The following is a 21,550-nucleotide window of genomic DNA, read 5'->3' as shown; positions in this document are numbered from 1 at the left end:
TGCCTAGGGCTTTGGCTTAACACCCAGTCTACGTGGCGGGTCATCGCTAGCATCGGCTGATGGCCCCCGGCGAGGTCGTGGTGGTCGGCGCCGGTCCGACCGGATTGATGCTGGCCTGTGAGCTCGCGCTCGGCGGGACGCCGGTCACGGTGCTGGAGGAACGCACCGCTACGCCCAACATCACCCGGGCATTTGCCGTACATGCGCGGACCCTGGAACTGCTGGACGGCCGGGGGCTGGTCGATCAATTGCTGAGCCGCGGCGTCGAGGTACACGAGGTGGCGCCACCCGGCGGGGCCACCCTGAATCTGGGGGCACTGCCGACCCGGTTTCCGATGGTGTTGATCGTTCCGCAGAGCGGAACCGAGCACGTGCTGGAGGCCAGGGCCGCCGAACTGGGCGTGCAGGTCCGCCGCGGTGCCGAGGTGGTGGGACTGCGTCAGGACGGCGCCGGTGTCACCGTCGAGCTGGCGGGCGGGCAGAGTCTGGGCGCCGAGTACGTGGTTGGCTGCGACGGGGCCCACAGCACGGTGCGACGACTGGTCGGCATCGACTTCGTCGGCAAACAGTACGAGACGCACATCTTGCTGGCCGACGTCCGGCTGGCCTCGCCGCCGGAGGAGACGTTGTTCGCCCGGACCGGGACCGAGGGCGTGGTGTTGTTCGTGCCGTTCGGTGACGGCTGGTTCCGCGCCATCGCGTGGGACCGGCTGCGCGAACAGGCGCCGCTGGACGAGCCGGTGACGCTCGAGGAGATGCGCGACGCGTTTGCCCGCATCGCCGGCGACGACTTCGGCATGAGCGACATGCGGTGGAGTTCGCGGTTCCTCAGCGAGCGGCGGCAGGCCCGGCACTACCGGTCGGGCCGGGTGTTTCTGGCCGGCGACGCCGCACACGTGCATTCCCCGCTGGGCGGGCAGGGCATGAACACCGGGCTCGGCGATGCGTTCAACCTGGGCTGGAAGCTGGCATCGGCGGTGCGCGGGCAGGCACCGTCGTGGCTGCTGGACAGCTATGAACGCGAGCGCCATCCCGTCGGAGCCGGGGTACTTCAGTTGACCGATACGTTCAATCAGATCGTGTTGAGCTCGGCGGCGACGCGGCGGTTGCGGGTGCTGCTGTTGGGGACGGTGTTGCGCATCCCTCGCGCCCGGCGCTTCGTGGCCGAGCGGCTCAGCGGGATCGGGATCGCCTATCCGCGGTCGAAGGACGAGGACTGGCTGGTGGGGCGCCGGATGGCCGATGTCGACTGTGGCGGGACGCGGCTCTACGAGCTGTTGCGCGCCGGCAAGTTCGTTCTGGTCACCGCTGCTCCGGTGGATGTGGCCGGTTGCGATGTGGTGCAGGCGATCGACAACCGCCCCGAACTTCCCGATGCCGTGCTGGTCCGGCCGGACGGCTACGTGGCCTGGGCCGGCGAGCGGTTGCCGGATGCGGCACAGGTGCGTGCGGCGATCACACACTGGATGTCCGCCGCCGGGTAGGTACCTCAGAAGTACCGCAGCCAGACGTACACCCAGGCCAGGACGGTGCTGAGCGCGGTGACCACAAGGCCGTACCGGGTGAACCGCCAGAAGCTGATCGGATGGCCGGCCCGCTTGGCGATACCGATGGCGACCACGTTGGCGCTGGCCGCGATGGCGGTGCCGTTGCCGCTGAAGCAGGCGCCGAGCGCGAACGCCCACCACAGCGCCTGGCCGGTCTGTGCTTCCGGAACCTGGGCCACCATGTCCTCCACCACCGGCGTCATCGTCGCGGTGTAAGGAATGTTGTCGACGAACGCGCCGACGATCGCCGAACCGAACAGCAGTGCCGTCGCCGCCGCGAACCAGTTGTCGCCGAACGCCGATTCGGCCACCGACCCGAGCGCACCGATGACCCCGGTGTGGACCAACCCGGCGACCATCACGAACAACCCCATGAAGAAGACCAACGTCGGCCACTCGACCTCGGGCAGCACGTCGGCCACATCGATGTCGGTGACCAGGAGCATCGCCCCGGCGCCCAGCAGCGCCACGATCGACGGCGCCACGTGCAGCACCGAATGCAACGCGAACCCGGCGATCACCACGTTGAGCACCAGAAGCGAGCGGATCAGCAGGCGCTTGTCCTTGATCGCGCGCCGTTCCTGCAGCGCCATCACCTCGTCGATCTGCACCTGGTCGGCGCGCAGGTCCCGGTGGAACAGCACCCGGGTGAACAGCACGAACAGCGCGAAGATGACGACCACCACCGGCGCCATGTGGATCAGGAAGTCGTTGAAGGTCAGGCCGGCACGGCTGCCGATGATGATGTTCGGCGGATCTCCGATCAGGGTGGCGGCACCCCCGATGTTGGAGGCCAGCACCTCGGCGATCAGATAGGGCTGCGGTGGGATACGCAACCGGTCGCAGATCACCAGGGTCACCGGCGCGATCAGCAGGATGATGGTCACGTTGTCGAGCACCGGTGAGGCGAAGGCGGTGATCGCCATCAACATCACCATCAGCCGGAACGGATTGCCGCGGGAGCGTTTCGCGGCCCAGATCGCCAGGAAATCGAAGAGCCCGGTCTGCTTGATCACGCCGACGATCACCATCATGCCGAGCAGCAGGAAGATGACGTTCCAGTCGATGCCCTGGTGCTCGGAGTGGAATACCTCGGCGCCGGGGATCAACCCGAGCAGGGCCATCAGGCCTGCGGCGACCAGGACGGTCTTCACCTTGTCGGCTCGCTCGGTGGCGATGAACCAGAAGGCGACAACGAAGATCGTCAGCGCCAGGACCGGAGCGAGCACGAGCTGAGGGGATCAGTCGCCGGGCCCGGCGACGGCGAGGCTGGTCAGGAGCCGCTCGAGCGTGACCGCTCCGGTGAGCCGCCCGTTGCGGTCGACCACGGCGATGAGCGGACTGCGCTTGTTGGCCATCACGGTGGCGATCTCCAACAGCGTCGCGTCCGGCGTCACCGTCGCCGGCTTGGTCGCAGGCCCCGGGAGACAGTCACCCCACCGTGAGTTTGCCCGGCCCGTGCCAGAACAGATCGGCGTGGATCTCGTCGACGGTGCGCACCAAAGCCGGATCGTCCTGGTAGGACTCGGGGATCGCCAACCGCAACACCTGGGTCCCCGGCAGCACTGCCACCGGTCGGTCGTCGTCATCGACCACCACCAGGCCGGGAAGCCGGTTGACCACCATCAGCTGGACGGCCTTCGAGACGGGGTCATCGATGCGCACCGTCGGCAGGTGGGCGGCGATTTCATGTGCCTGCATGAGCTCGTTCCAATGCGTCGCTAGTGTCATCGTCCTCGTTCTCCGATCAATTCGGGACGGCTCGGCTCCGGCGGTGCCTGCCAGTGTGGGGGACCAGGTCGCCGGTGACCATCGGGGCTGACACCCATTCCGTGGGGGGTGTGGCCTGTATGGACAACAGCGCCGGTCCCGGGTCACGCTGGTGGGGTGAAACCGGCGCGCACCCCGGCGGCCGCGTTGTTCCGCCGGGTTTTCCTGATCAACGGGTTGATCTTCACGCTCGGCACCCTGATCCTCGCGCTGTCGCCGGCCTCGGTGTCCTCACGGATAAAACTCACCGAAATCCCAGTTTTGGTCGTAGGTTTGGCGATTATCCTGACTGCCAACGCGCTACTTCTGAGGTCGAGTCTTGCCCCACTGGATCGGCTCGCCGCGTCAATGCGGCGAGTCGATCCGCCCAAGCGTAGCGACCGCGTCGACGACCGAGGCAGCGGCGATCTACAGCACCTCATCGAGTCGTTCAACACCATGCTCGATCGCCTGGAGACCGAACGGACCACCGCGAGTGCGTCCGCGCTGGCCGCGCAGGAGAACGAACGTCAGCGCATCGCACGGGAGCTGCACGACGAGATCGGCCAGACGCTCACCGTCGCACTGCTCACCCTCAAACGGGCCGTCGACCGGGCCCCGGAGTCGATCCACGCCGAACTGGCCGACGCCCAGGAGATCGTGCGGGCCAGTCTCGACGAGGTACGCGAGATCGCCCGACGGCTGCGCCCGGACGCGCTGGAGGACCTCGGGCTGCACAGCGCGCTCAACGCACTCTGCAACGACTTCGCCCAGGCGTCCGGTATTGCAGTGGTGAAACACATTGCGCTGCAATCGGACCGGTTGAGGCCGGACGTCGAGCTGGTGTGCTACCGGATTGCCCAGGAGGGCCTGACCAACGTGGCGCGTCACTCCGGGGCGCGAAAGGTGTGGGTGGATCTGCATACCGGGGAAGGCGAACTGACGTTGCGGGTGGCCGACGACGGCTGCGGCGGTATCGCCACCGAACCGATGCGGGAAGGGGCAGGCATCAACGGGATGCGTGAGCGGGCGCTGCTGGTGAACGCGGCCCTGACGATCAGCTCACCGCCGGGCGGTGGTACCGAAGTGCGGTTGGTCATCCCACTGCGGGGCGCCTGACATGGCCGCCCGGATCCTGCTGGCCGATGATCATGCCCTGGTCCGCAGCGGGCTGAAGATGATCATCGACGCAGAATCGGATCTGCAGGTGGTGGCCGAGGCCGCCGACGGGTACGAGGCGCTGACCGCGCTGGAAACGACGCCGGTGGACCTGGCGATCCTCGACATCGCGATGCCGCGGATGACCGGGTTGCAGGCCGCGCGTGAGATCAACCGGGCCCATCCCGACGTGCGGATCCTGATCCTGTCGATGTACGACAACGAGCAGTACTTCTTCGAGGCGCTCAAGGCCGGGGCGTCGGGCTACGTCCTGAAGTCGGTGGCCGACCGCGATCTGCTCGAGGCCTGCCGGGCGACCATGCGCGGGGAGCCGTTCCTGTACGCCGGCGCGGTGACCGCGCTGATCCGCGACTATCTGCACCGCTCCCGTCAGGGCGGCGAATTGCCGGACACCATCCTCACCCCGCGCGAGGAGGAGGTGCTCAAGCTGATCGCTGAGGGCTACTCGACCCGCGAGATCGCCGCGACGCTGACCATCAGCGCCAAGACGGTGGACCGGCACCGGACCAACATCCTGGCCAAACTGGGCCTGCGGGACCGGTTGGCGCTGACGCGCTATGCGATTCGCGCCGGGCTCATCGAACCGTGAGCCCAGATCGGAATGGCATGTGAGGCGACGCCGATGCCCCAGCCCATGATGGGCCAGACCGGCCAGAAGTACCAGCCGCCACCGCCGAACCCGACGGCCAGCCAGATGCCGAGCATGAGCAGGGAGCCGGCGACGTAGCCGGCGAGGTGGATCTTGACGCTCAGCCGGGCGGCCCGCTGTTGAGCGGCGTGGCGTCGGGGATCGTTACGGCGCAGACGGTTGACGGGTAAGTCGGCGACGAGGCGGCGCAGTTCGTCGGCGGTTTGGGCCCGGAACGCCGACTGCAGCCGCTCCTCGTACTCGGGCATGGCCAGATAACCCTGGGTGAGGGCCTGGCCGAGGTCGTTTGCAGTGCGTTCACGCTCTCGGTCGCCTGCGCGGGCGGTTTCAACGGCGGGTAAGGCGGTGTCGGCCATCTCGGACTCCCGTGAATCTAGTCAGTGACTAGTTGAACTATCCCACCGGAACTTGTCAGCGTCAAGATGTAATGCCGCTTGCTTCCCGCTCGGCCAGTTCGCGCAGGGTGAGCAGCTGTTTCCGCATCATCGCCACGTCGCCCATGGCCATCGCCCATCCGATGATCCGTGGACCGCCGAAGCGCACCCGTGCGTGCAGCCGGGCGCCGCCGGTTTCGGGCTGCACTGCATAGGTGACTGCGACCTGCCCCGACTGCAACGTCACGTGCTCGTCTTCGGCGAATGAGTGCAGCGTGAAGATCTGCATGAAGCGTTGGCCGGGGCGCAGCCGGGTCAGCTCCGGACTTCGGGTACGTGGACTGCGGCGGCCGAAGTTGTCGACGAGGTCGTAACTGTATGGCGCGACGCGCAACTGGCAGAGCCAGGCGAACACGATCGGCGGTGGCGCGTGGATGCTGACCGCCCGGTCGGCGGAGAGTGCGGTGGCCGGGGCGACGGTGTCGCACGGAAGTGTGGCGTTTCGCTCCCCGGCCGTGGCGCCCCAGTTCAGGATCACGCCATGACATCCGGACGTGGGCGCAGTTGTCCCGCAATGCGTTTGAGTGTCTGGCGCACCGCCACCGCGTGAGCGCCGGAGCTGATGACCAGGGCGCGGTAGATCCTTCCGTGGAGGCCGGGGAAGGCCGCCCAGGTTTGCGAGCGCACCCGGGTGCGATGCGGGCCGAGATCATCCAGCTCGAAGACCCATTCGTAGATCGAGAAGGGGTGGCGGCCCTTGAGGACCAGGCGTTGGCGCGGGGTGCACTCGCCGATGGCGAACCCGAACGGGGCGCGCGGCTCGGCCGGGTCACCGCACATCGCTCGAAGGACGGCGGCCCATGTCGTAGCAGCGTCGGCGTCGACGGTTATGGCATGCTCATCGATATAGGGTAAACGTTCCATATAGAAGGACTGTACTAGATCATGGCGCCTCCGCGGAAGCATGAGACCGATGCGATTTTGGATGCGACGCGGGCACTGGTGCTCGCCGAAGGGCCAAGGGCGGCAAGTGTTGCGGCGATTGCCAAGGTCAGCGGGGCCCCGGCGGGCACGCTGTATCACCGGTTCGGCAATCGCAACGGTGTGCTGACGGCGGCCTGGCTGCGGGCGCTCGAGCGGTTCCAGTCCCGTGCCATGGCCGCGACAGGGGACGACGCGGTGGAGGCGGCGGTCGCGATGGGCGTCGCTGCTGTGGACTTCGCCCGCGAGGTTCCCGACGATGCCCGATTTCTGCTGACCATCCGGCCGAGCGACCTGCTCGACGGCGCCCCCGACGCGGACTTCGCCGCGACACTGGCGGCGATGAACGCGCCACTGAGCGAACGACTACGGGAGTTGGCGCGCGAGATCTACGGCGATGACGACGCGCGCACGATGGACGCGATGTCGCGGGCGGTCGTCGACCTGCCCTATGCGATGGTGCGCCGGCACGCGAACGACGCCGAGCTGCCGGCGTGGATGGAGGAGGACTTGGCGGATGCGGTGCGAAAGTTGTTGACGGTGTAGAGGTTTGGCTCAGCGCGGCTGCATCTGGCCGTCGAGGTTGCCGCCCTCTTGGTGGTCGGTGGTCGTGTAATCGGTGGCGGCCTTGTTCAGTTTGACCGACAGATCGGTCGAGATCAGGTGCATCTTCTCGGCGGCTTCGCGGCGGGACAGTTCTGCTGACTTGAGCGCCATCGCTGTCGGCGAGCAGACCAGGCCGTGGGTCTGGAAGACATGGCCGGCGGTGCCATCCGGCGCCGACTTGGCCGTCTCGATCAACGACGCGGCTTGTCCCTGCACGGTTGCGGTCGAGCGGATCTGGTCGGAAACGGTCAGTGTCATGCGAGACTTTCTCGTCGGATTCGGGCGGGGCGATGGGGCGGGGTGTCAGCTGCCGAAACCGCCACCCGGCATCTCGGCAGTCGAACCGATCGACTCGTATTGCGAGGCCAGGTTTCGGATCTTGCTCGCGTTGTCTCCGGAACGACTGGCCATCTCGTGGCAGCGGATTGTTGCCATGGGCACGGTGCCCGCAACCGCCGCCACCTCTATTGCCGTCGAAACGGCCTGGCCGACGTAGGGGATGGCTTTGGCGGCGAGGGCCGGAATGATGCTCAAACTCAGTACTGTCTGCATTTGCGAAACGAAATCGCGGGTTTTGCCGACTTGGTCGGCTTCCTCGGCGACGACTTTTTGAATCGCGGTGTCGGTGGATGACATATCGGCGGCCCGCGCCTGTTGTTCCTTGTTCCTGTCGCCGTAGGCCGTCGAGCCGTCACCGGTCCAGTCGGCGGGTGGGGCTGATTTCAACAGGGTCGAGTGCGCATCGACAAAATGATTGGCCCCCTCGGTGAACCGCGCCCCATCCTCGGGCCTGCCGAATCCCAGCATGTTGCTTTCCATGGTCAGGGCGATCAGTCCGGCATTGATGATCGGTGTTCCGGCACCCTTCGCGAAATTCTTCAGGGACTGGGCCGAGGACGTCGCGCCACTTGCGGCTGCCGATTTGGCCAGTGCGCCTGCACCCTCGGTGGCGACCAGCTGACCCATTGACAGGAGGTCGCTTCCGATTCCGGCCATGGCCCACGGAACGCTCGACTTCGCTCCGTTGGCGTGATCGGCGATGCCGTAGACGTAGTTGCCCTGGAGGTAATAGAAACTTCCTACGCCCATACCGAATTCCGATCGTCGACTGGCTTCGCTCCGCCGAGCCTAACACCGGGTCAGGGCCCCGTCGCGCAGCAAATCTCGCCTGAAACCGCAGGTGAGAAAGGCTCCTTAGAGTGCCCGCAGCCTTTCTACGGCCCGCCCGTCGGTGAGCTCGTCGCGCAGCTCGGGGTGTTGCCAGTAGAACCTGACCCAGTCGACGAGTGCTGTGCCCTTCGGTGTGTAAATCCCGACAGATTCCATCACCAGTGTTTCGCCGCCGGTCACGGTCACCACCATCGGGTTCCAGAGTCGACCTTCTTCGGGCAAGCTGTCGGTGATGTTCTCGACCGCGTCCCAAGTGCCGGTTTTCGGTTCCCGCAAGGTGGAGAATTCAAATCCCTCAGGGCGAAGGACGAGATAGCTGAGGCTGCCTTGCGTGGACAATTTGAACCAGCTCCAGGCCAGCACCGCACCGGCGGCAGCCGCGCACAGTGGAAACACATGTCGGAATGAGCCGAGGGGAAGGTACAGCACACCGGTGACCCAGGCCAGGAACATCAGCCATGTGGAAAGGGTTCCGGCAACGATCAATCGGTGCAAGTTCCGTTCGATTCTTTTATCGGGCATTATCCGAGTGCCGCTGGTGTCGAATGTGGCTTGAAATGAGACTGCTTTCGACTCCAGCATCATGGTGATCGAGAATATGGACGTCAGCGTCAGGCCGAGCGCAACGAGGATCGTGACGAGTGAGAATTGCTTTGCCGCGTTGAATGCCCATATGGAGAGCATTGCGATGAACACCAACGTGACCGCGATACCGAATCTTCTGGAAAGTTTCTCCATCTCGCCCCTCGTCTGCGCCCGCCGATGTGTGGGTATGGTCTGGCTCATGGATGATAAGGCCGAGGCCGCAAGGGTTGTCGCAGCCAGCCGAGAGATCGCCGCGCCGGCAGAGGTCATCTTCGAGCTGATCGCCGACCCGTCACAGCAGCCCCGCTGGGATGGCAATGAGAATCTGGCCGAGGCTCCGACCGGGCAGCGGGTGCGTGCGGTCGGGGATGTGTTCGTCATGACGATCAGCCAGGGCGGGGATCGCGAGAACCGCATCGTGGAGTTCGAGGAAGGCCGGCGCATCGCCTGGCGGCCATCGGAAGTCGGTAAAGAACCGCCCGGGCACCTGTGGCGCTGGGAGCTGGAGCCCTTGAGCGACAACCGAACTCTGGTCACCCACACCTATGACTGGTCGAAGCTGACGGACGAGAAGCGGCTGATCCGCGCGAGGGCGACCACCGCGGACAAGCTGCAGGCGTCGATCGATCGGCTCGCGGCGTTGGCCGAGTAGGCACCAGTCACATCTGTCTCAGCGGCCACGGCTGGGCGGACGGGTGTCGTGGTGCCCGCCTACGAGCGACAATCGAGCGACAATCACCACATGCGTCACGGTGGCATCTTCCGTGGCAAGCGTCGCCACCACGTGCGTCACTGATGCCGCATTTTCCTCGTACGCAACGTATTTCGAGATGCCCAGCTATGAGCGACAGTGTCGCTGGTAGGCGGGCACTGGACTGGTGAGGCTGTAGAGGTTCCAGTGGCGCCAGCGCTGGGTGTGGCGGCCTCGAGTGGGATCAGTGATACGCAGGGGATGTAGGAGGCGATTGTCGCTCGATTGTCGCGCGTAGGCGGGCAGCTCTAGCATGCGTTCCGCGCCGTGGCCCATGGGGTGGCTCGCCCTCCGGGGCGGGACGCACCGGCAGCCGCAACGCCTCAGCGCCCGGCCGCGAACTCCCGCAATGACTGCACCTGGGCCGCGTCCAGTGACGGCCGCACCGTCTCACGAGCCTTGGCGACATCTGCCGCGGTGACGTCGGCCGCATCGATGGACCGGCGCATCGCCGTCAACGCCGCTTCGCGCAGCAGCGCGACACAGTCCGCAGCGCTGTAGCCGGCCAACTCGGAAGCCAAAGCGTCGAGATCGACGTCGGAAGCCAGTGGAATGGATTTTCCTGCGGTACGCAGGATTTCGCGGCGGGCATCGGCATCGGGCGGCTCGACGAACACCAGGCGCTCCAACCGGCCCGGCCGCAGCAGCGCCGGGTCGATGAGGTCTGGGCGGTTCGTCGCACCCAGCACGACGACGTCATTCATCGGTTCGATGCCGTCGAGTTCGGTCAGCAGGGCGGCCACCACGCGGTCGGTCACCCCGGAATCGAAACTCTGCCCGCGTCGCGGGGCCAGCGCATCGATCTCGTCGAGGAACACCAGCGACGGTGCTGAGTCGCGCGCCCGGGCGAACAGCTCGCGCACCGCCTTCTCGGAGGAGCCGACCCACTTGTCCATCAGCTCAGCACCTTTGACGGCGTGCACGGAGAGTCGGCCCGAACTGGCCAGTGCCCGCACCAGGAACGTCTTACCGCATCCGGGCGGCCCGTACAGCAACACGCCGCGCGGCGGCTGCACGCCGAGACGCTGGAACGTGTCGGGATGCTGCAACGGCCACAACACCGCCTCGGTGAGGGCCTGCTTCGTCTCGACCATGTCGCCGACGTCATCGAGCGTCACCGATCCGACCGACACCTCCTCGGCCGCGGACCTCGACAGCGGGCGGATCACCGTCAGCGCCCCGGTGAGGTCCTCCTGCCACAGCACCGGCTCGTTGCCGTCGGCGCTGGCTCGAGATGCGGCCCGCAGTGCACCCTCGCGGACCAGTGCCGCCAGGTCGGCGACCACGAAACCCGGTGTGCGGTCCGCGATCTGGCCCAAGTCCAATTCGGCAGCGGGAACGCCGCGGAGCAACACCTCGAGCAGTGACTTGCGGGTGGCGGCATCGGGCAGGGTCAGCGCGAGTTCGCGGTCGCACAGATCCGGTGCCCGCAACCGGGTGTCCACCCCGACGGGCACAGCCGAGGTGGCGACGAACGCCACGCCGCGGGTGGCCACGGCATCCCGCAGTTCGGCGATGATCAGAGCCGCGACCGGTTCGGGGGACCGGTCGGCGACGGTCGCCGGCAACAGGGCGTCGACGTCGGAGATCAGCAGCACCCCGCCGCCGTCGCGCACCGTGGCGACCGCGTCGGACACCCGGCCCAACCGGTCGTCGGCGGCCAGCGCGCCCACTTCCGGCCCGTCGAGTTCCACCAATCGCCGCTCGGCGCATACCGTCCGCACCATGGTGGCCTTGCCGACGCCGGCAGGGCCGGTCACCAGGACGCCGAGATTCGGTGTGGCGCCCAGGGTTTCGAGAAGCTGAGGTTCATCGAGTGACAGCTTGAGCCATTCGGTGAGCTTTCCGGCCTGGGTATGGGAGCCCTTGAGATCGTCGAAGCTGACCGCAGGCTCGGCGCGGGCGGGGCTGACCGTGTGCGCACCGGTGGAATCCGACATGCTCGGTTCGAGGCCCGACCCCCACGACACCACCGAATTCGGTTGAATGCTCACGGGTCCGGACGGATCGACTCCGGTCACCGTCAGCAGCTCCGAGGTCCAGGTGATGCCGACCGACGACGCCAGGGCAGCGGTGGCCGCCGATGTCGAGGTACCCGGCCCCAGATCGCGGGGCAGCAGCGACACGGTGTCGCCGACCGTCATCACCTTGCCCAGCAATGCCTGACGCAGCGTCGCCGACGATATCGAATCGGTCGCAAGCTTCGACCCGCTCACCGTGACCGCCCTGGCGCCGTACACCGTTACCGGCGCCACGATCACCGTCGCGGTTTCCCGTACCCCGGCGTTGGACAACGTCACGTCGTCGAGCAGAGCCGTCCCGGTCGGGGTGCCGCCGGGGGCGACGCCGACGACGGCTGCGGTGGTACGAGACCCGGTCAACGAGATCGCATCCCACTCGCGGAGCCCCAGGGCGGCGATCGCCTCCGGATGCAACCGGACCACCCCGCGGCGTGAGTCGAGCGCTGAGGTGTTCAGCCGTGCCGTCAGGCGCAGATGCCCGAGCGCGTGATCCTCGTCCACCTCGAGCTGCGACATGTCAGCGCCCCGGCTTCCGTAGTCCCAGACGTGCCATCGACCGCCGGTGCGGCTGTGCCCGGCGAATCGCGCGCCGCGTCGCACGGCGCTGCTGCGGCTTGTCGTCCCATGATTCGGGGTGGCTGGCCACCCACTTCTTGGTGCGTATCGCGAACGGGATGTGGATCACGTAGGCCACGATGATCACCATGATCACGATGTAGCCGTAGAAGACGGACGCGGCCACACCGATCGCGACCAGCGCGAGCAAGGGCGCGACCATGTTCGGCGGTACCGAGAAGGTGTGGATCTTGCGCATCGGGATCCGGCTGACCACCAGGAGCGAGACGCCGATCATCCAGAGCGACACGGCCCACTCGCTGGTCCACCAACCGTCGCCGAACTGCATCTTGGCCGCCAGCGGTCCGATCGCGCCGAGCGCACCCGCGGGGGCGGGCATGCCGACGAAGTACTCCTTCTCGTACGCGGGCTGATCCACGTCGAGCAACGCGTTGAACCGCGCGAGCCGCAAGACGATGCACACCGCGTAGAGCAGCACCACGATCCACCCCACCCGCGAATGCGACAGCAGAGTGCCGTACACGATGAGGGCCGGTGCGACACCGAAATTCACCGCGTCGGCCAGGGAGTCGATCTCCTCGCCCATCTTGGAGGTGGCATTGAGCATCCGGGCCACCCGGCCGTCGAGCGCGTCGAGGATCGCCGCGACCGCCAGGAACGCCATCGACTCGGTGGGCCGCTCGTCGAGCGCCATCTTGACCGCCGACAAACCCAGGCAGATGGCGGCCACCGTCATGGCACTGGGCAGCATCCGCACGCTGAACGGCGGCGGTTTCATGCGTCCCTTGATCAACGACGGGGGCCGCACGCGGGGTTTGATCATGGCAACTCCGCCAGGACGGTTTCTCCGGCCAGCGTCCGCTGGCCCCGGGAGACGAGCAGTTTCGAGCCGACAGGCAGGTAGGTGTCCAGCCGGGAACCGAACCGGATCAGTCCGTACGTCTCGCCGATGTCGAGCTTGTCGCCGACATGCGCATTGCACACGATGCGCCGGGCGATGAGGCCGGCGATCTGCACGGCGATCACCTCGGCGCCCTCGGGGGTGCGGATGACGACGCTGTTGCGTTCGTTGTCCTCGCTCGCGGCTTCGAGTTCGGCCGAATGGAAGCGTCCGGGCCGGTGCTGCACCGCGACCACGTCACCACCGATCGGTGCGCGCTGCACGTGAGCGTCGAGAACCGACAGGAAGATGCTGATCCGCGGCCGCGGGGTATCGGACAGGCCCAGCTCGGCCGGCGGGACCGCGTCCTCGATCAGGCACAACAACCCGTCGGCGGGGGCCACCACCACGCCGGGGCGCGTCGGCGGCACCCGGGGCGGGTGGCGGAAGAAGGCGGCGTTCGCCCCGGCGGCCAGCAGGCCGGCCCGGCGCACCCAACGGTGCTTGCGGCCCAGGGCCGCGACGGCGAGGCTGGCGCCGACGAACGGTAGGCCCGCCGAATGCATCGGCGGAACACTGGATCGCACCAGCGCCGCAAGGCGTTCTGGTCCGGACTGGAGGTCGGGGCGTCTGGCCATCGGGAGGATTCTACGTGCGGCAGGAGTCGGAATTGCTAGCTCAGGTCCCAGACGGGAACCGTCGACCCGGCCGTAACTTCGGTGATGTCCTCCGGGATCTCCAGCAGACAGTTCGCCGAGGCCAGCCAGCGCAGATGGTGCGAGGCCGGAGGACCGTAGCTGCTCACCGAATCCCCGGTCAGCACACCCCGCCGGAACTGCCGTTTTCCGCGCGGCGAGGTCAGATCCTCGGTCAGCGTCGCGGTGCGCCGCGGCCGGTCCGGTTCGGCGAGGCCCATCGCCGAACGCAGCGGTGAGCGGACGAACACCTCGAACGAGACCAGCGCGCTGACCGGGTTGCCGGGCAACGTGATGATCGGAACCCCGTTGACCGTGCCCGCGCCCTGCGGCATCCCGGGCTGCATGGCCACCTTCACGAACTCCACCTGATCCGACAGCGAATCCTTGACGACCTCGTACGCGCCCGCGCTGACTCCACCGGTGGTGATGATCAGATCCGCATCGCCGGCGTGCTCGGTCAGCGCGGCGCGGAATGCGTCGACGTCGTCGGCGGACATCGGGGCGATCGTCGCTTGCGCGCCCGCATCGCGGACAGCAGCGGCCAGCATCACCGCATTCGACTCGTAGATCTGGCCCGGCTGCAGTTCGGTGCCCGGGGCCACGAGTTCGGTGCCCGTCGACATCACCACCACGCGTTGCGGCGGCAGCACCGGCAGGGTGGCCAGCCCCAGTGCCGCGGCCAGCCCGAGGGCAGCCGGGGTGATCACCTGACCGGCCTGCAGCACGGTGGTGCCGGCGGTGACGTCCTCACCGGCGCGGCGGATGTGCTGGCCAGCCCGGGCCGCCGCGCGGATCGTCACCGTGTCCGTCGCCCCGTCGGTGGCCTCCACCGGGACCACCGCGGTCGCGCCGGACGGCAGCGGTGCCCCGGTCATGATGCGGTGGGCGGTTCCGGGTCGCAGGGTCAGCAGGTCGGTGCGACCGGCCGGGATGTCCTCGGCGACGGGCAACCGCACCGGGGCGTCCTCGGTCGCCCCTGCCACGTCGTCGGCGACGACGGCGTAGCCGTCCATCGCGGAGTTGTCGAAGCCGGGCAGCGACAGCGGGGCCACCACATCGGCGGCCAGCACCAGGCCGAGCGTGTCGTTCAGCGGAAGATCTTGTGGTGCGCGGGATTTGATCAGTCCCGCGACCACCTTCTGGTGTTCTTCGACAGTCCGCATCGTCACACCGGGAAACTGACGCCGGTGAGCTCTTCCGACACCGCCCAGAGCCGGCGCTGCAGCTCCTCGTCGTGTGACTGCTTGCTGGAGGACACCAGCTCGGGGTAGCCGCGCACTTCCCGGAACCCGTCCGGGCCGTAGTACTGGCCGCCGCGAACATCGGGATCGGTGGCCGCGCGCAGGGTGGCCCACGCGCCCTTCTGCGCGCTGTTGACGAGCAGCGCGGTGAGTTGATCGACGCCCGGCAGACCGGCGCCGGGGATATGGCGCGTGAGCTCGGTGGCCGAGACTCCGGGGTGGGCGGCCACCGCGATCGTGGGCTCGTTCTTGGCCGCCAGACGGCGCTGCAGCTCATAGGTGAACAGCAGGTTGGACAGCTTGGACTGCCCGTACGCGGCGACCCGGTTGTAGCTGCGTTCCCACTGCAGATCGTCGAAATGGATGGCGGCCTGGATGCGGTGCGCGACGCTGGCGACCGCGACGACGCGTGACCCGTCCACCGGCAGCAGGTGATCCAGCAGCAGGCCGGTCAGCGCGAACGCACCCAGGTGGTTGGTGCCGAACTGCAACTCGAAGCCGTCGACGGTGGTCTGCTTGGGCGGGTACATCACACCGGCGTTGTTGATCAGCAGGTCGATGCGGGGATAGGCGGCCTTGAGTTCGTCGGCAGCGGCACGGACCGAATCCAGCGAGCCCACGTCCAGCTGCTGCAGCTTGAGGTCGGCCTTCGGTGCGGCGGCGGCGATCCGGTCGACGGCCTCGCGGCCCTTGTCCAGGTTGCGTACCGCCACGACGACATGCGCGCCCCTGGCGGCGAGCACACGGGCGGTCTCGTAGCCCAGACCGGTGTTGGAGCCGGTGACGATCGCGATCCGGCCGGACTGATCGGGAACGTCGGCCTCGGTCCACTTGGAGTTGGCGCTCATGGCTCGAACTCTACGGGTGCGCGCGTGTGCCTCACACCGTCGCGAGCACGGAGGCCGAGGGCTTCGACCGCATCACGTGATCGATGTGGATCTGGCCGGCGATGAAGCGGCTGTTGTCGGCGACTGCCGCCAGACCCGTCCGGGCCAGCGATCTGCCGTCGGGCAGCCCCGCGTAGTACAGGCCGGGAAGAGCGCCCAGGATGCCGCCCTGCTGAAGCGGGACCCCGTTCTCGTCGAGCGCGTGAGCGGGCAGGATCCGGTAGTCGGGGCGGAATCCGGTGCACCACACGATGGTTGAGATGTTCTGGTGAGCGAGGTCGAGCCGGGTACCGAAGCCCGGGATCGCATCCAGATTCACCGCGGGCGCCGGCGCAGCCTCGGGGACTACGAAACCGCGGTCGCGTACCCCGGCGTCGATCTTGTTGATCACCGCCCGGAAGGAGAGTGCGGACTCCTCGGCGATGTCGACGACGTTGTCCTCCAGCATCAGCGCGGTTCCACGGGCGCCCCGCGCCGAACCGACCAGGACGACGCCCTTCTGCGCCAACGTGCCGAGATTGAGTTCGGCGGTGCCAAGCCTGTTGCCGCACACCGGCAATCCTGGGAGCCGTGAGCCGTCGTCGGCGCCTGCGGTGACGAAGTCGTCGTACAGCGAGAACACGTGCATCCATTCGTGGATGGTCCGGCCGCGGTAGTGCCGGGGCCAGGCTCGGTGCCGCCCCACGGACAGGAAGACCCGTCGCCCTGCGTCGGCCAGTTCGTCGGCGATCTGCTGACCGCTGATCCCCGAACCGACCACCAGGACCGACCCGCCCGGAAGCGCGCCAGGATTGCGGTAGTCCGACGAATGGGTTTGGTGGATGGTCGAATCGATGTCGCAGGACAGGATGGGCTTGCGTGGTTGGCCGTAGCCGCCGACTGCCGCGACGAGGTTGCGCGACTCGACCGTCTCGCCGTCGTGCAGCCGGGTTCTGAACCGCACGTCGCCGTCGGATGCACCGAACCGGCCCTCGACGGCCTGTACCGGGGTGTGCTCACGGACCCTCAGATTGCGGTCCCGCACATACCGCCGCAGATAGCCGGCCACCTGCGGTCCCGAGGGCAAGGCGAACGGGTCATCGCCGTCGTAATCCCACCCGGGCAGCCGGATGGACCGGTTTCCGCTTCCGACGAGCAGGCTGTCCCACCGTTCGTGCGCCCACCGTTGGCCGACCTCGCCCTTCTCGAACGCAATCGCCTCGCGCCCGAGCTCCTGTAGCGCCCCGGCCACACCACAGCCTTGCTGACCAGCGCCGATGATGACGGTCTCGATGTACTCGTTACTCATGGGAGAGCCTTTCTTTCCGCGCTCAGTTAGTTAGGGTGTCCTAACCAGATCACTTCAAGTCGGCTTTAGATCAAGGCCGTGAATGCGGTGGGTGACATGAATGACGACGACTTCATCGGCATCGGTGCGGCCGCGCGGCGGTTCGGTCTGGCCGAATCGGCGCTGCGGTACTGGGAGAAGCGCGGCCTGCTCCGTCCGGCCCAGCGCCGGTCCAGCTGGCGGTTGTACGGCCCCGAGCAACTCCACCGGATCGGGCTGATCAAGGTGTGGCGGGAAAGCGGCCTCATGAGTCTCGACGAGATCGAGGCCATTCTCACCGCAGGCAACCATGACTGGCGCGACGCCGTGCGTGACCGTCTGGCGGAGATCGAGCGGCAACAGGATCGGCTGGCCGAAGCCAAGGCGCACCTTGAGCACCTACTTACCTGCCCGGACGAGAATCCCGCACAGGACTGTCCGTACCTGCGGCAGATGACCGACGAGTACCCGGCGCGGTGAGCCCGGTGCTGGACGGCGCCCCCACTCCATAGCAGTGTGGGAGCCATGCGCGCCCTGATCGCGGTTCTGCTCACCGTGTTGCTGTGCATGACCGGCTGTTCGTCGAACGACCATGCGGCAGATCCGTTGTCCGCGTGGAACGACACGGCGGCGAAGAATTCGATCACCGAGTTCGTCAAGCGGGTCACCACCACCGGCGCACCCGAATTCGTCGAGCCGCAGGACCGCATCGCGGTATTCGACAACGACGGCACGCTGTGGGCCGAGGCTCCGCTGCCGTTCCAGGCGGCCTTCGTGGTCGACGAGCTCAAACGTCGGGCGCCGCACGAGCCGGCGCTGGCCGCAGACCCGATGGTGCAGGCGGCGCTGAAGGGCGATGTGGCGACCCTCCTCGCCGGCGACCGACATGAAGGCTTGCTGCGCGTCCTGGCGCTCACCCACTCCGGGATGACCACCGACGAGTTCGACCAGCGGGTGACCGACTGGATGGCGACCGCGCGGCATCCTCGGTTCGACAAACCCTACGACCAACTGACCTACGAACCGCAACAACAGCTGCTGTCCTACCTGCGGGACAACGGATTCCGCACCTTCATCGTTTCCGGCGGTGGCGCGGATTTCATGCGGGTGTTCTCCCAGCGGGTGTACGGCATCCCGCCCGAGCAGGTGGTCGGCTCCACCGGCACCACGAAATACGAACTGCGGGAAGGTAAGCCGGTACTGGTAAAGACCATGGACTACGTCTTCGTCGACGACAAGGCCGGAAAGCCCTCGGGAATCCACGAGTTCATCGGCAGGCGACCCATCCTCGCGGTGGGCAACAGCGACGGTGACCAGGCGATGCTGGAGTACACCACGATCGACAACCCGCGGCCCAGCCTGGGCGTGCTGGTCCACCACACCGACGCCGAGCGTGAGTACGCCTACGACGCCGATCCGCCGTCCTCCGGAAAGCTGGTCACCGCACTGCAGCAGGCCGGCCCCGACGGCTGGACCGTCGTCGACATGAAGAACGACTGGAAGACGGTGTTCGCCCGGTGAAGCTTGTCGATCCGGCCCAGCCGCCCAGCCGCAAGGCGCCACTGGTGTGGGCGTTGAGCGCCGCCATCCCGTGGGCGGTGCTGGTGGTGGCGCAGCTGATCTGGTTCGCACTCGACTCCCGGATCCCGTGGTTGCACGGTGTCGCCGCCGCCGTCACCGTCCTGGGCGCGCTGCTGTTCGTCGTGGTGGTCCCGATCTGGCGTTACCGCGTGCACCGCTGGGACATCAACATCGGATCCGGCACGCCCGCGGTGTACACCCGCACCGGGTGGCTGGTGCAGGAGCGCCGCATCGCGCCGATCTCCCGGGTCCAGACCGTGGACACCTACCGGGGCCCGCTGGATCGGCTGTTCGGCCTGGCCAACGTGACGGTGACGACGGCGTCCTCGGCCGGGGCCGTTCGGATCGTGGCGCTCGACAACGAGGTCGCCGAGACGGTGGTAGCGCAGCTGACCGATATCGCGGCGATCGGTGAACAGGACGCCACATGAGCATGCCGGCCGAGCCGGCCACCCAACGCCAGTGGCAGCGGCTGAGCCCGCGCATGCTGCTGGTCCACCCTGTTCACGAAGTGCTGCAACAGATTCCGCTGCTGATCGGCGCGGTGGTGCTGGGCTCGGCGACCGGAAACTCAGGGTGGACCATCGCGGCGATCGCGCTGACCGTCGCGGTCGGCCTCGCGCGCTGGTTCACCACCAGCTACCGCATCGAACCGGACGAGGTGCAACTGCGCACCGGGCTGGTGCAGCGCAAGGTGCTGTCGGTGCCGCGCAACCGGATTCGGTCGGTGTCCACCGATGCCCGGCTGCTGCACCGGATGCTCGGGTTGACCGTGCTGCGGATCAGTACCGGCCAGGAGGCCAAGGGCGACACCATGTTTGCCCTCGATGCGGTCGAGGCGCAGCAGGTGCCCCGGCTGCGCGCGATCCTGCTGGCCGACGCCGTCCCGGTCGAGGATGCACCGGTGGGCCGGGAACTGGCCCGCTGGCAGCCGTCCTGGCTGCGCTACAGCCCGCTGAGTTTCACGGGCCTGGCCATGATCGCGGCCGCGGTGGGAGTGGTCTACCAGGCCGGAGCGGGTGCGGCGCTGCAGGACTCCGAGTTGGCCCGGTCCGGGATCGCGGTCGCGGAACGCCTCGGCGTCCTGATCAGCGTGGTGGCCGGCGTCGTGGTGGTGTTGGTGGCCTCGGTGGTGCTCTCGGTGCTGCGGTCGTTGCTCACCTACGGAAATCTGGTGCTGACCCGCAGAGACATTCCTGGAAAGGGTGGGGCGTTGCACCTGCAGCACGGTCTGCTTCGGTTGCGCGAGCACACCTATGACATGCGACGGATGCGCGGCGGCACCCTGCGTGAGCCGCTGCTGGTGCGGGTCTTCGGCGGCGCACGCCTCGACGCCGTGATGACCGGCGTCGGCGGCGAAGGGGAGGCGTCGCTCCTGCTGCCGCCCTGCCCCGCCGTCACCGCCAAGTCCGTGCTGGCCGAGCTGATCGACAATCCCGGTGCGGTGGATGCGCGGCTGGTCGCGCACGGACCGGCGGCAGTGCGCCGTCGTTGGACCCGTGCGCTGACGCTGCCGGTGCTCGTGGGTGCGGTGATGTTGACGGTGGGGGTGCCGGTCTGGGTGTGGGTGCTGTGGGCGGTGTTCGTCGGGTGCGCCGCCCTGCTGGCCGCGGACCGGGCCGGGTCCCTCGGTCATCTGGTGCGCGATGGGTGGCTGGTGGCCCGAGCCGGAAGTCTCGAACGTCGCCAAGACCACCTGGATGCCGCCGGAATCATCGGATGGACGGTGCGGCAGACCTTCTTTCAGCGCCGTGCCGGGGTGGCCACCGTGATCGCGGCGACCGCCGCGGGGGAGAAGCGTTATGCCGTGATCGACATCCCGGCGGCACAGGCATGGTCGGTCGCGGTGGCCGCCTCACCATGGGTGGCCGACAACACATGGGCATCCGGGCAGGCAGGCCCCGAGTTGCGCTGAAATCGCGGACGTTTACTGTCGCTGCATGGCTATCGGTGGAGTGCTGTTCGACATCGATGGTGTGCTGGTGACCTCCTGGCAGCCCATCGACGGCGCGGCGCAGACGCTGCGGATACTGGCCGAGAATCAGATCGCCCGCTCCTACCTGACCAACACCACCACGCGCACCCGGGCGCAGATCGCCGACCTGCTCACCGCAGCGGGCATGGACGTCGCCGCCGACGAAGTGATCACCGCGGCGGCGCTCACCGCCGAGTACGTGCGCGACCGCTACCCCGGCGCCCGATGTTTCCTGGTCAACAGCGGCCAGATCGGCGAGGACATGCCCGGCGTCGACGTCGTGTACTCCGGCGACTTCACCGGACCGGCCGCCCCGGACACCCCAGATGTGGTGCTGCTCGGCGGCGCCGGCCCGGAGTACAACCACCTCACGCTGAGTTGGGTGTACGACTGGATGGCCCAGGGCGTCCCGGTGGTGGCGATGCACCGCAGCACCGCGTGGAACACCACCGACGGCCTGCGGGTGGATACCGGCATGTATCTGGCCGGCATGGAGGAGACCTCGGGTCGCAAGGCCACCGCCGTCGGCAAGCCCGCGCCGGAGGGGTTCCTGGCCGCCGCCAACCGTCTCGGCGTCGACCCCGAGGAGATGTACATGATCGGCGACGACCTCAACAACGATGTGCTGGCCGCGCAGGTGGTGGGAATGGCCGGGGTGCTGGTGCGTACCGGGAAGTTCCGCCAGTCCACGTTGGATCGTTGGGCCGCAGACGAATTCGCGATGCAGCCCAACTACGTCATCGACTCGGTCGCTGACCTTCCCGAACTCCTGGAGTTGTAGCCGCCGCGCATCG

Annotated in this window: 25 protein-coding genes; 10 read left to right on the top strand and 15 right to left on the bottom strand. The window is 67.6% G+C overall.

Going from position 1 to position 21,550, the window contains the following annotated elements:
* The first annotated feature begins 59 nt into the window (after positions 1-59).
* Positions 60-1,484: an FAD-dependent monooxygenase gene (locus tag ACNQR1_RS32370; RefSeq protein WP_418049606.1), complete on the top strand. Its 1,425-nt coding sequence runs from the start codon at positions 60-62 to the stop codon at positions 1,482-1,484.
* 5 nt (positions 1,485-1,489) lie between these two features.
* On the opposite strand, the gene ACNQR1_RS32365 is transcribed toward ACNQR1_RS32370, so the two are convergent.
* The 3 genes from ACNQR1_RS32365 to ACNQR1_RS32355 are packed head-to-tail and all read right to left on the bottom strand — an operon-like array spanning position 1,490 to position 3,278.
* The gene (locus ACNQR1_RS32365) at positions 1,490-2,776 is read right to left on the bottom strand and encodes an SLC13 family permease (RefSeq protein ID WP_418049605.1); all 1,287 of its coding nucleotides are present in this window, start codon (positions 2,774-2,776) and stop codon (positions 1,490-1,492) included.
* Positions 2,777-2,788: 12 nt separating this feature from the next.
* On the bottom strand, positions 2,789-2,944 hold the full coding sequence (locus ACNQR1_RS32360) for a CBS domain-containing protein (RefSeq protein WP_418049604.1): 156 nt from the start codon (positions 2,942-2,944) through the stop codon (positions 2,789-2,791).
* Between the two features lie 34 nt (positions 2,945-2,978).
* A complete protein-coding gene (locus ACNQR1_RS32355; RefSeq protein ID WP_418049603.1) occupies positions 2,979-3,278 on the bottom strand; it encodes a CBS domain-containing protein in 300 nt (99 codons plus the stop codon).
* Positions 3,279-3,434: 156 nt separating this feature from the next.
* On the opposite strand from ACNQR1_RS32355, the gene ACNQR1_RS32350 reads away from it, so the two are divergent.
* Entirely contained in the window at positions 3,435-4,415 is a 981-nt protein-coding gene (locus ACNQR1_RS32350; protein ID WP_418049602.1) for a histidine kinase, read from the top strand.
* Between the two features lies 1 nt (position 4,416).
* Entirely contained in the window at positions 4,417-5,064 is a 648-nt protein-coding gene (locus tag ACNQR1_RS32345) for a response regulator (RefSeq protein WP_418049601.1), read from the top strand.
* Here ACNQR1_RS32345 and ACNQR1_RS32340 read toward each other — a convergent pair.
* The 3 genes from ACNQR1_RS32340 to ACNQR1_RS32330 form a co-directional block, all read right to left on the bottom strand.
* Entirely contained in the window at positions 5,031-5,480 is a 450-nt protein-coding gene (locus tag ACNQR1_RS32340) for a DUF1707 domain-containing protein (RefSeq protein ID WP_418049600.1), read from the bottom strand. The genes ACNQR1_RS32345 and ACNQR1_RS32340 overlap by 34 nt on opposite strands.
* Before the next feature lie 61 nt (positions 5,481-5,541).
* Positions 5,542-6,036, bottom strand: a complete 495-nt coding sequence (locus ACNQR1_RS32335; protein ID WP_418049599.1) for a hypothetical protein — start codon at positions 6,034-6,036, stop codon at positions 5,542-5,544.
* Entirely contained in the window at positions 6,033-6,422 is a 390-nt protein-coding gene (locus ACNQR1_RS32330) for a hypothetical protein (RefSeq protein ID WP_418049598.1), read from the bottom strand. The genes ACNQR1_RS32335 and ACNQR1_RS32330 overlap by 4 nt, the downstream gene beginning before the upstream one ends.
* A 21-nt stretch (positions 6,423-6,443) precedes the next feature.
* Here ACNQR1_RS32330 and ACNQR1_RS32325 point away from each other — a divergent pair, with 21 nt between their 5' ends.
* Positions 6,444-7,025, top strand: a complete 582-nt coding sequence (locus ACNQR1_RS32325; protein WP_418049597.1) for a TetR/AcrR family transcriptional regulator — start codon at positions 6,444-6,446, stop codon at positions 7,023-7,025.
* Between the two features lie 9 nt (positions 7,026-7,034).
* On the opposite strand, the gene ACNQR1_RS32320 is transcribed toward ACNQR1_RS32325, so the two are convergent.
* The 3 genes from ACNQR1_RS32320 to ACNQR1_RS32310 form a co-directional block, all read right to left on the bottom strand.
* Positions 7,035-7,343, bottom strand: a complete 309-nt coding sequence (locus ACNQR1_RS32320) for an ESX-1 secretion-associated protein (RefSeq protein ID WP_418049596.1) — start codon at positions 7,341-7,343, stop codon at positions 7,035-7,037.
* A 45-nt stretch (positions 7,344-7,388) separates the two neighbouring features.
* Positions 7,389-8,051 carry an EspA/EspE family type VII secretion system effector gene (locus tag ACNQR1_RS32315; protein WP_418049595.1) on the bottom strand — a complete coding sequence of 221 codons (663 nt, stop codon included), beginning with the start codon at positions 8,049-8,051 and terminating at the stop codon, positions 7,389-7,391.
* Positions 8,052-8,279: 228 nt separating this feature from the next.
* Positions 8,280-8,993 (bottom strand): hypothetical protein, encoded by a 714-nt coding sequence (locus ACNQR1_RS32310; RefSeq protein WP_418049594.1) that lies wholly within the window; start codon positions 8,991-8,993, stop codon positions 8,280-8,282.
* A 46-nt stretch (positions 8,994-9,039) separates the two neighbouring features.
* Here ACNQR1_RS32310 and ACNQR1_RS32305 point away from each other — a divergent pair, with 46 nt between their 5' ends.
* Complete coding sequence (locus ACNQR1_RS32305; protein WP_418049593.1) at positions 9,040-9,492, top strand: SRPBCC family protein; 453 nt, start codon at positions 9,040-9,042, stop codon at positions 9,490-9,492.
* Between the two features lie 422 nt (positions 9,493-9,914).
* On the opposite strand, the gene ACNQR1_RS32300 is transcribed toward ACNQR1_RS32305, so the two are convergent.
* Genes ACNQR1_RS32300 through ACNQR1_RS32275 form a run of 6 tightly spaced genes read right to left on the bottom strand, consistent with a single transcriptional unit; the run spans position 9,915 to position 17,182 of the window.
* On the bottom strand, positions 9,915-12,128 hold the full coding sequence (locus ACNQR1_RS32300) for an AAA family ATPase (RefSeq protein WP_418049592.1): 2,214 nt from the start codon (positions 12,126-12,128) through the stop codon (positions 9,915-9,917).
* A 1-nt stretch (position 12,129) separates the two neighbouring features.
* Positions 12,130-13,011 (bottom strand): CDP-diacylglycerol--serine O-phosphatidyltransferase, encoded by an 882-nt coding sequence (gene pssA, locus ACNQR1_RS32295; RefSeq protein ID WP_418049591.1) that lies wholly within the window; start codon positions 13,009-13,011, stop codon positions 12,130-12,132.
* On the bottom strand, positions 13,008-13,706 hold the full coding sequence (locus tag ACNQR1_RS32290; protein WP_418049590.1) for a phosphatidylserine decarboxylase: 699 nt from the start codon (positions 13,704-13,706) through the stop codon (positions 13,008-13,010). The genes pssA and ACNQR1_RS32290 overlap by 4 nt, the downstream gene beginning before the upstream one ends.
* A 35-nt stretch (positions 13,707-13,741) precedes the next feature.
* Complete coding sequence (glp, locus tag ACNQR1_RS32285; RefSeq protein WP_418050589.1) at positions 13,742-14,929, bottom strand: gephyrin-like molybdotransferase Glp; 1,188 nt, start codon at positions 14,927-14,929, stop codon at positions 13,742-13,744.
* 2 nt (positions 14,930-14,931) lie between these two features.
* Positions 14,932-15,855, bottom strand: coding sequence for an SDR family NAD(P)-dependent oxidoreductase (locus ACNQR1_RS32280; RefSeq protein ID WP_418049589.1), 924 nt, complete (start codon positions 15,853-15,855; stop codon positions 14,932-14,934).
* A gap of 31 nt (positions 15,856-15,886) precedes the next feature.
* Positions 15,887-17,182: a flavin-containing monooxygenase gene (locus tag ACNQR1_RS32275; RefSeq protein ID WP_418049588.1), complete on the bottom strand. Its 1,296-nt coding sequence runs from the start codon at positions 17,180-17,182 to the stop codon at positions 15,887-15,889.
* A gap of 96 nt (positions 17,183-17,278) precedes the next feature.
* On the opposite strand from ACNQR1_RS32275, the gene ACNQR1_RS32270 reads away from it, so the two are divergent.
* From ACNQR1_RS32270 to ACNQR1_RS32250, 5 genes are read left to right on the top strand one after another with little or no spacing between them, the layout of a single operon-like run.
* Positions 17,279-17,680 (top strand): MerR family transcriptional regulator, encoded by a 402-nt coding sequence (locus ACNQR1_RS32270; protein WP_418049587.1) that lies wholly within the window; start codon positions 17,279-17,281, stop codon positions 17,678-17,680.
* A 45-nt stretch (positions 17,681-17,725) separates the two neighbouring features.
* Complete coding sequence (locus ACNQR1_RS32265) at positions 17,726-18,721, top strand: HAD family hydrolase (RefSeq protein ID WP_418049586.1); 996 nt, start codon at positions 17,726-17,728, stop codon at positions 18,719-18,721.
* Positions 18,718-19,212 (top strand): PH domain-containing protein, encoded by a 495-nt coding sequence (locus ACNQR1_RS32260; RefSeq protein ID WP_418049585.1) that lies wholly within the window; start codon positions 18,718-18,720, stop codon positions 19,210-19,212. Before ACNQR1_RS32265 ends, ACNQR1_RS32260 begins: the two co-directional genes overlap by 4 nt.
* Complete coding sequence (locus tag ACNQR1_RS32255) at positions 19,209-20,696, top strand: PH domain-containing protein (RefSeq protein WP_418049584.1); 1,488 nt, start codon at positions 19,209-19,211, stop codon at positions 20,694-20,696. Before ACNQR1_RS32260 ends, ACNQR1_RS32255 begins: the two co-directional genes overlap by 4 nt.
* A gap of 25 nt (positions 20,697-20,721) precedes the next feature.
* Positions 20,722-21,537 carry an HAD-IIA family hydrolase gene (locus ACNQR1_RS32250; protein ID WP_418049583.1) on the top strand — a complete coding sequence of 272 codons (816 nt, stop codon included), beginning with the start codon at positions 20,722-20,724 and terminating at the stop codon, positions 21,535-21,537.
* Positions 21,538-21,550: the final 13 nt, after the last annotated feature.

Source organism: Mycobacterium sp. 48b, assembly GCF_048282725.1.
Taxonomy (GTDB): domain Bacteria; phylum Actinomycetota; class Actinomycetes; order Mycobacteriales; family Mycobacteriaceae; genus Mycobacterium.
Note: the sequence above shows the minus strand (reverse complement) of the source record. Positions and strands in the feature narration are given on the sequence as shown.

Excerpts from the sequence above, each read along its gene's own strand:
- ACNQR1_RS32370 (WP_418049606.1), top strand. The coding sequence starts at position 60 with ATGGCCCCCGGCGAGGTCGTGGTGGTCGGCGCCGGTCCGACCGGATTG.
- ACNQR1_RS32355 (WP_418049603.1), bottom strand. The coding sequence starts at position 3,278 with ATGACACTAGCGACGCATTGGAACGAGCTCATGCAGGCACATGAAATC.
- ACNQR1_RS32345 (WP_418049601.1), top strand. The coding sequence starts at position 4,417 with ATGGCCGCCCGGATCCTGCTGGCCGATGATCATGCCCTGGTCCGCAGC.
- ACNQR1_RS32340 (WP_418049600.1), bottom strand. The coding sequence starts at position 5,480 with ATGGCCGACACCGCCTTACCCGCCGTTGAAACCGCCCGCGCAGGCGAC.
- ACNQR1_RS32330 (WP_418049598.1), bottom strand. The coding sequence starts at position 6,422 with ATGGAACGTTTACCCTATATCGATGAGCATGCCATAACCGTCGACGCC.
- ACNQR1_RS32325 (WP_418049597.1), top strand. The coding sequence starts at position 6,444 with ATGGCGCCTCCGCGGAAGCATGAGACCGATGCGATTTTGGATGCGACG.
- ACNQR1_RS32320 (WP_418049596.1), bottom strand. The coding sequence starts at position 7,343 with ATGACACTGACCGTTTCCGACCAGATCCGCTCGACCGCAACCGTGCAG.
- ACNQR1_RS32315 (WP_418049595.1), bottom strand. The coding sequence starts at position 8,051 with ATGGGTCAGCTGGTCGCCACCGAGGGTGCAGGCGCACTGGCCAAATCG.
- ACNQR1_RS32310 (WP_418049594.1), bottom strand. The coding sequence starts at position 8,993 with ATGGAGAAACTTTCCAGAAGATTCGGTATCGCGGTCACGTTGGTGTTC.
- ACNQR1_RS32305 (WP_418049593.1), top strand. The coding sequence starts at position 9,040 with ATGGATGATAAGGCCGAGGCCGCAAGGGTTGTCGCAGCCAGCCGAGAG.
- ACNQR1_RS32300 (WP_418049592.1), bottom strand. The coding sequence starts at position 12,128 with ATGTCGCAGCTCGAGGTGGACGAGGATCACGCGCTCGGGCATCTGCGC.
- pssA (WP_418049591.1), bottom strand. The coding sequence starts at position 13,011 with ATGATCAAACCCCGCGTGCGGCCCCCGTCGTTGATCAAGGGACGCATG.
- ACNQR1_RS32290 (WP_418049590.1), bottom strand. The coding sequence starts at position 13,706 with ATGGCCAGACGCCCCGACCTCCAGTCCGGACCAGAACGCCTTGCGGCG.
- glp (WP_418050589.1), bottom strand. The coding sequence starts at position 14,929 with ATGCGGACTGTCGAAGAACACCAGAAGGTGGTCGCGGGACTGATCAAA.
- ACNQR1_RS32280 (WP_418049589.1), bottom strand. The coding sequence starts at position 15,855 with ATGAGCGCCAACTCCAAGTGGACCGAGGCCGACGTTCCCGATCAGTCC.
- ACNQR1_RS32275 (WP_418049588.1), bottom strand. The coding sequence starts at position 17,182 with ATGAGTAACGAGTACATCGAGACCGTCATCATCGGCGCTGGTCAGCAA.
- ACNQR1_RS32270 (WP_418049587.1), top strand. The coding sequence starts at position 17,279 with ATGAATGACGACGACTTCATCGGCATCGGTGCGGCCGCGCGGCGGTTC.
- ACNQR1_RS32265 (WP_418049586.1), top strand. The coding sequence starts at position 17,726 with ATGCGCGCCCTGATCGCGGTTCTGCTCACCGTGTTGCTGTGCATGACC.
- ACNQR1_RS32255 (WP_418049584.1), top strand. The coding sequence starts at position 19,209 with ATGAGCATGCCGGCCGAGCCGGCCACCCAACGCCAGTGGCAGCGGCTG.
- ACNQR1_RS32250 (WP_418049583.1), top strand. The coding sequence starts at position 20,722 with ATGGCTATCGGTGGAGTGCTGTTCGACATCGATGGTGTGCTGGTGACC.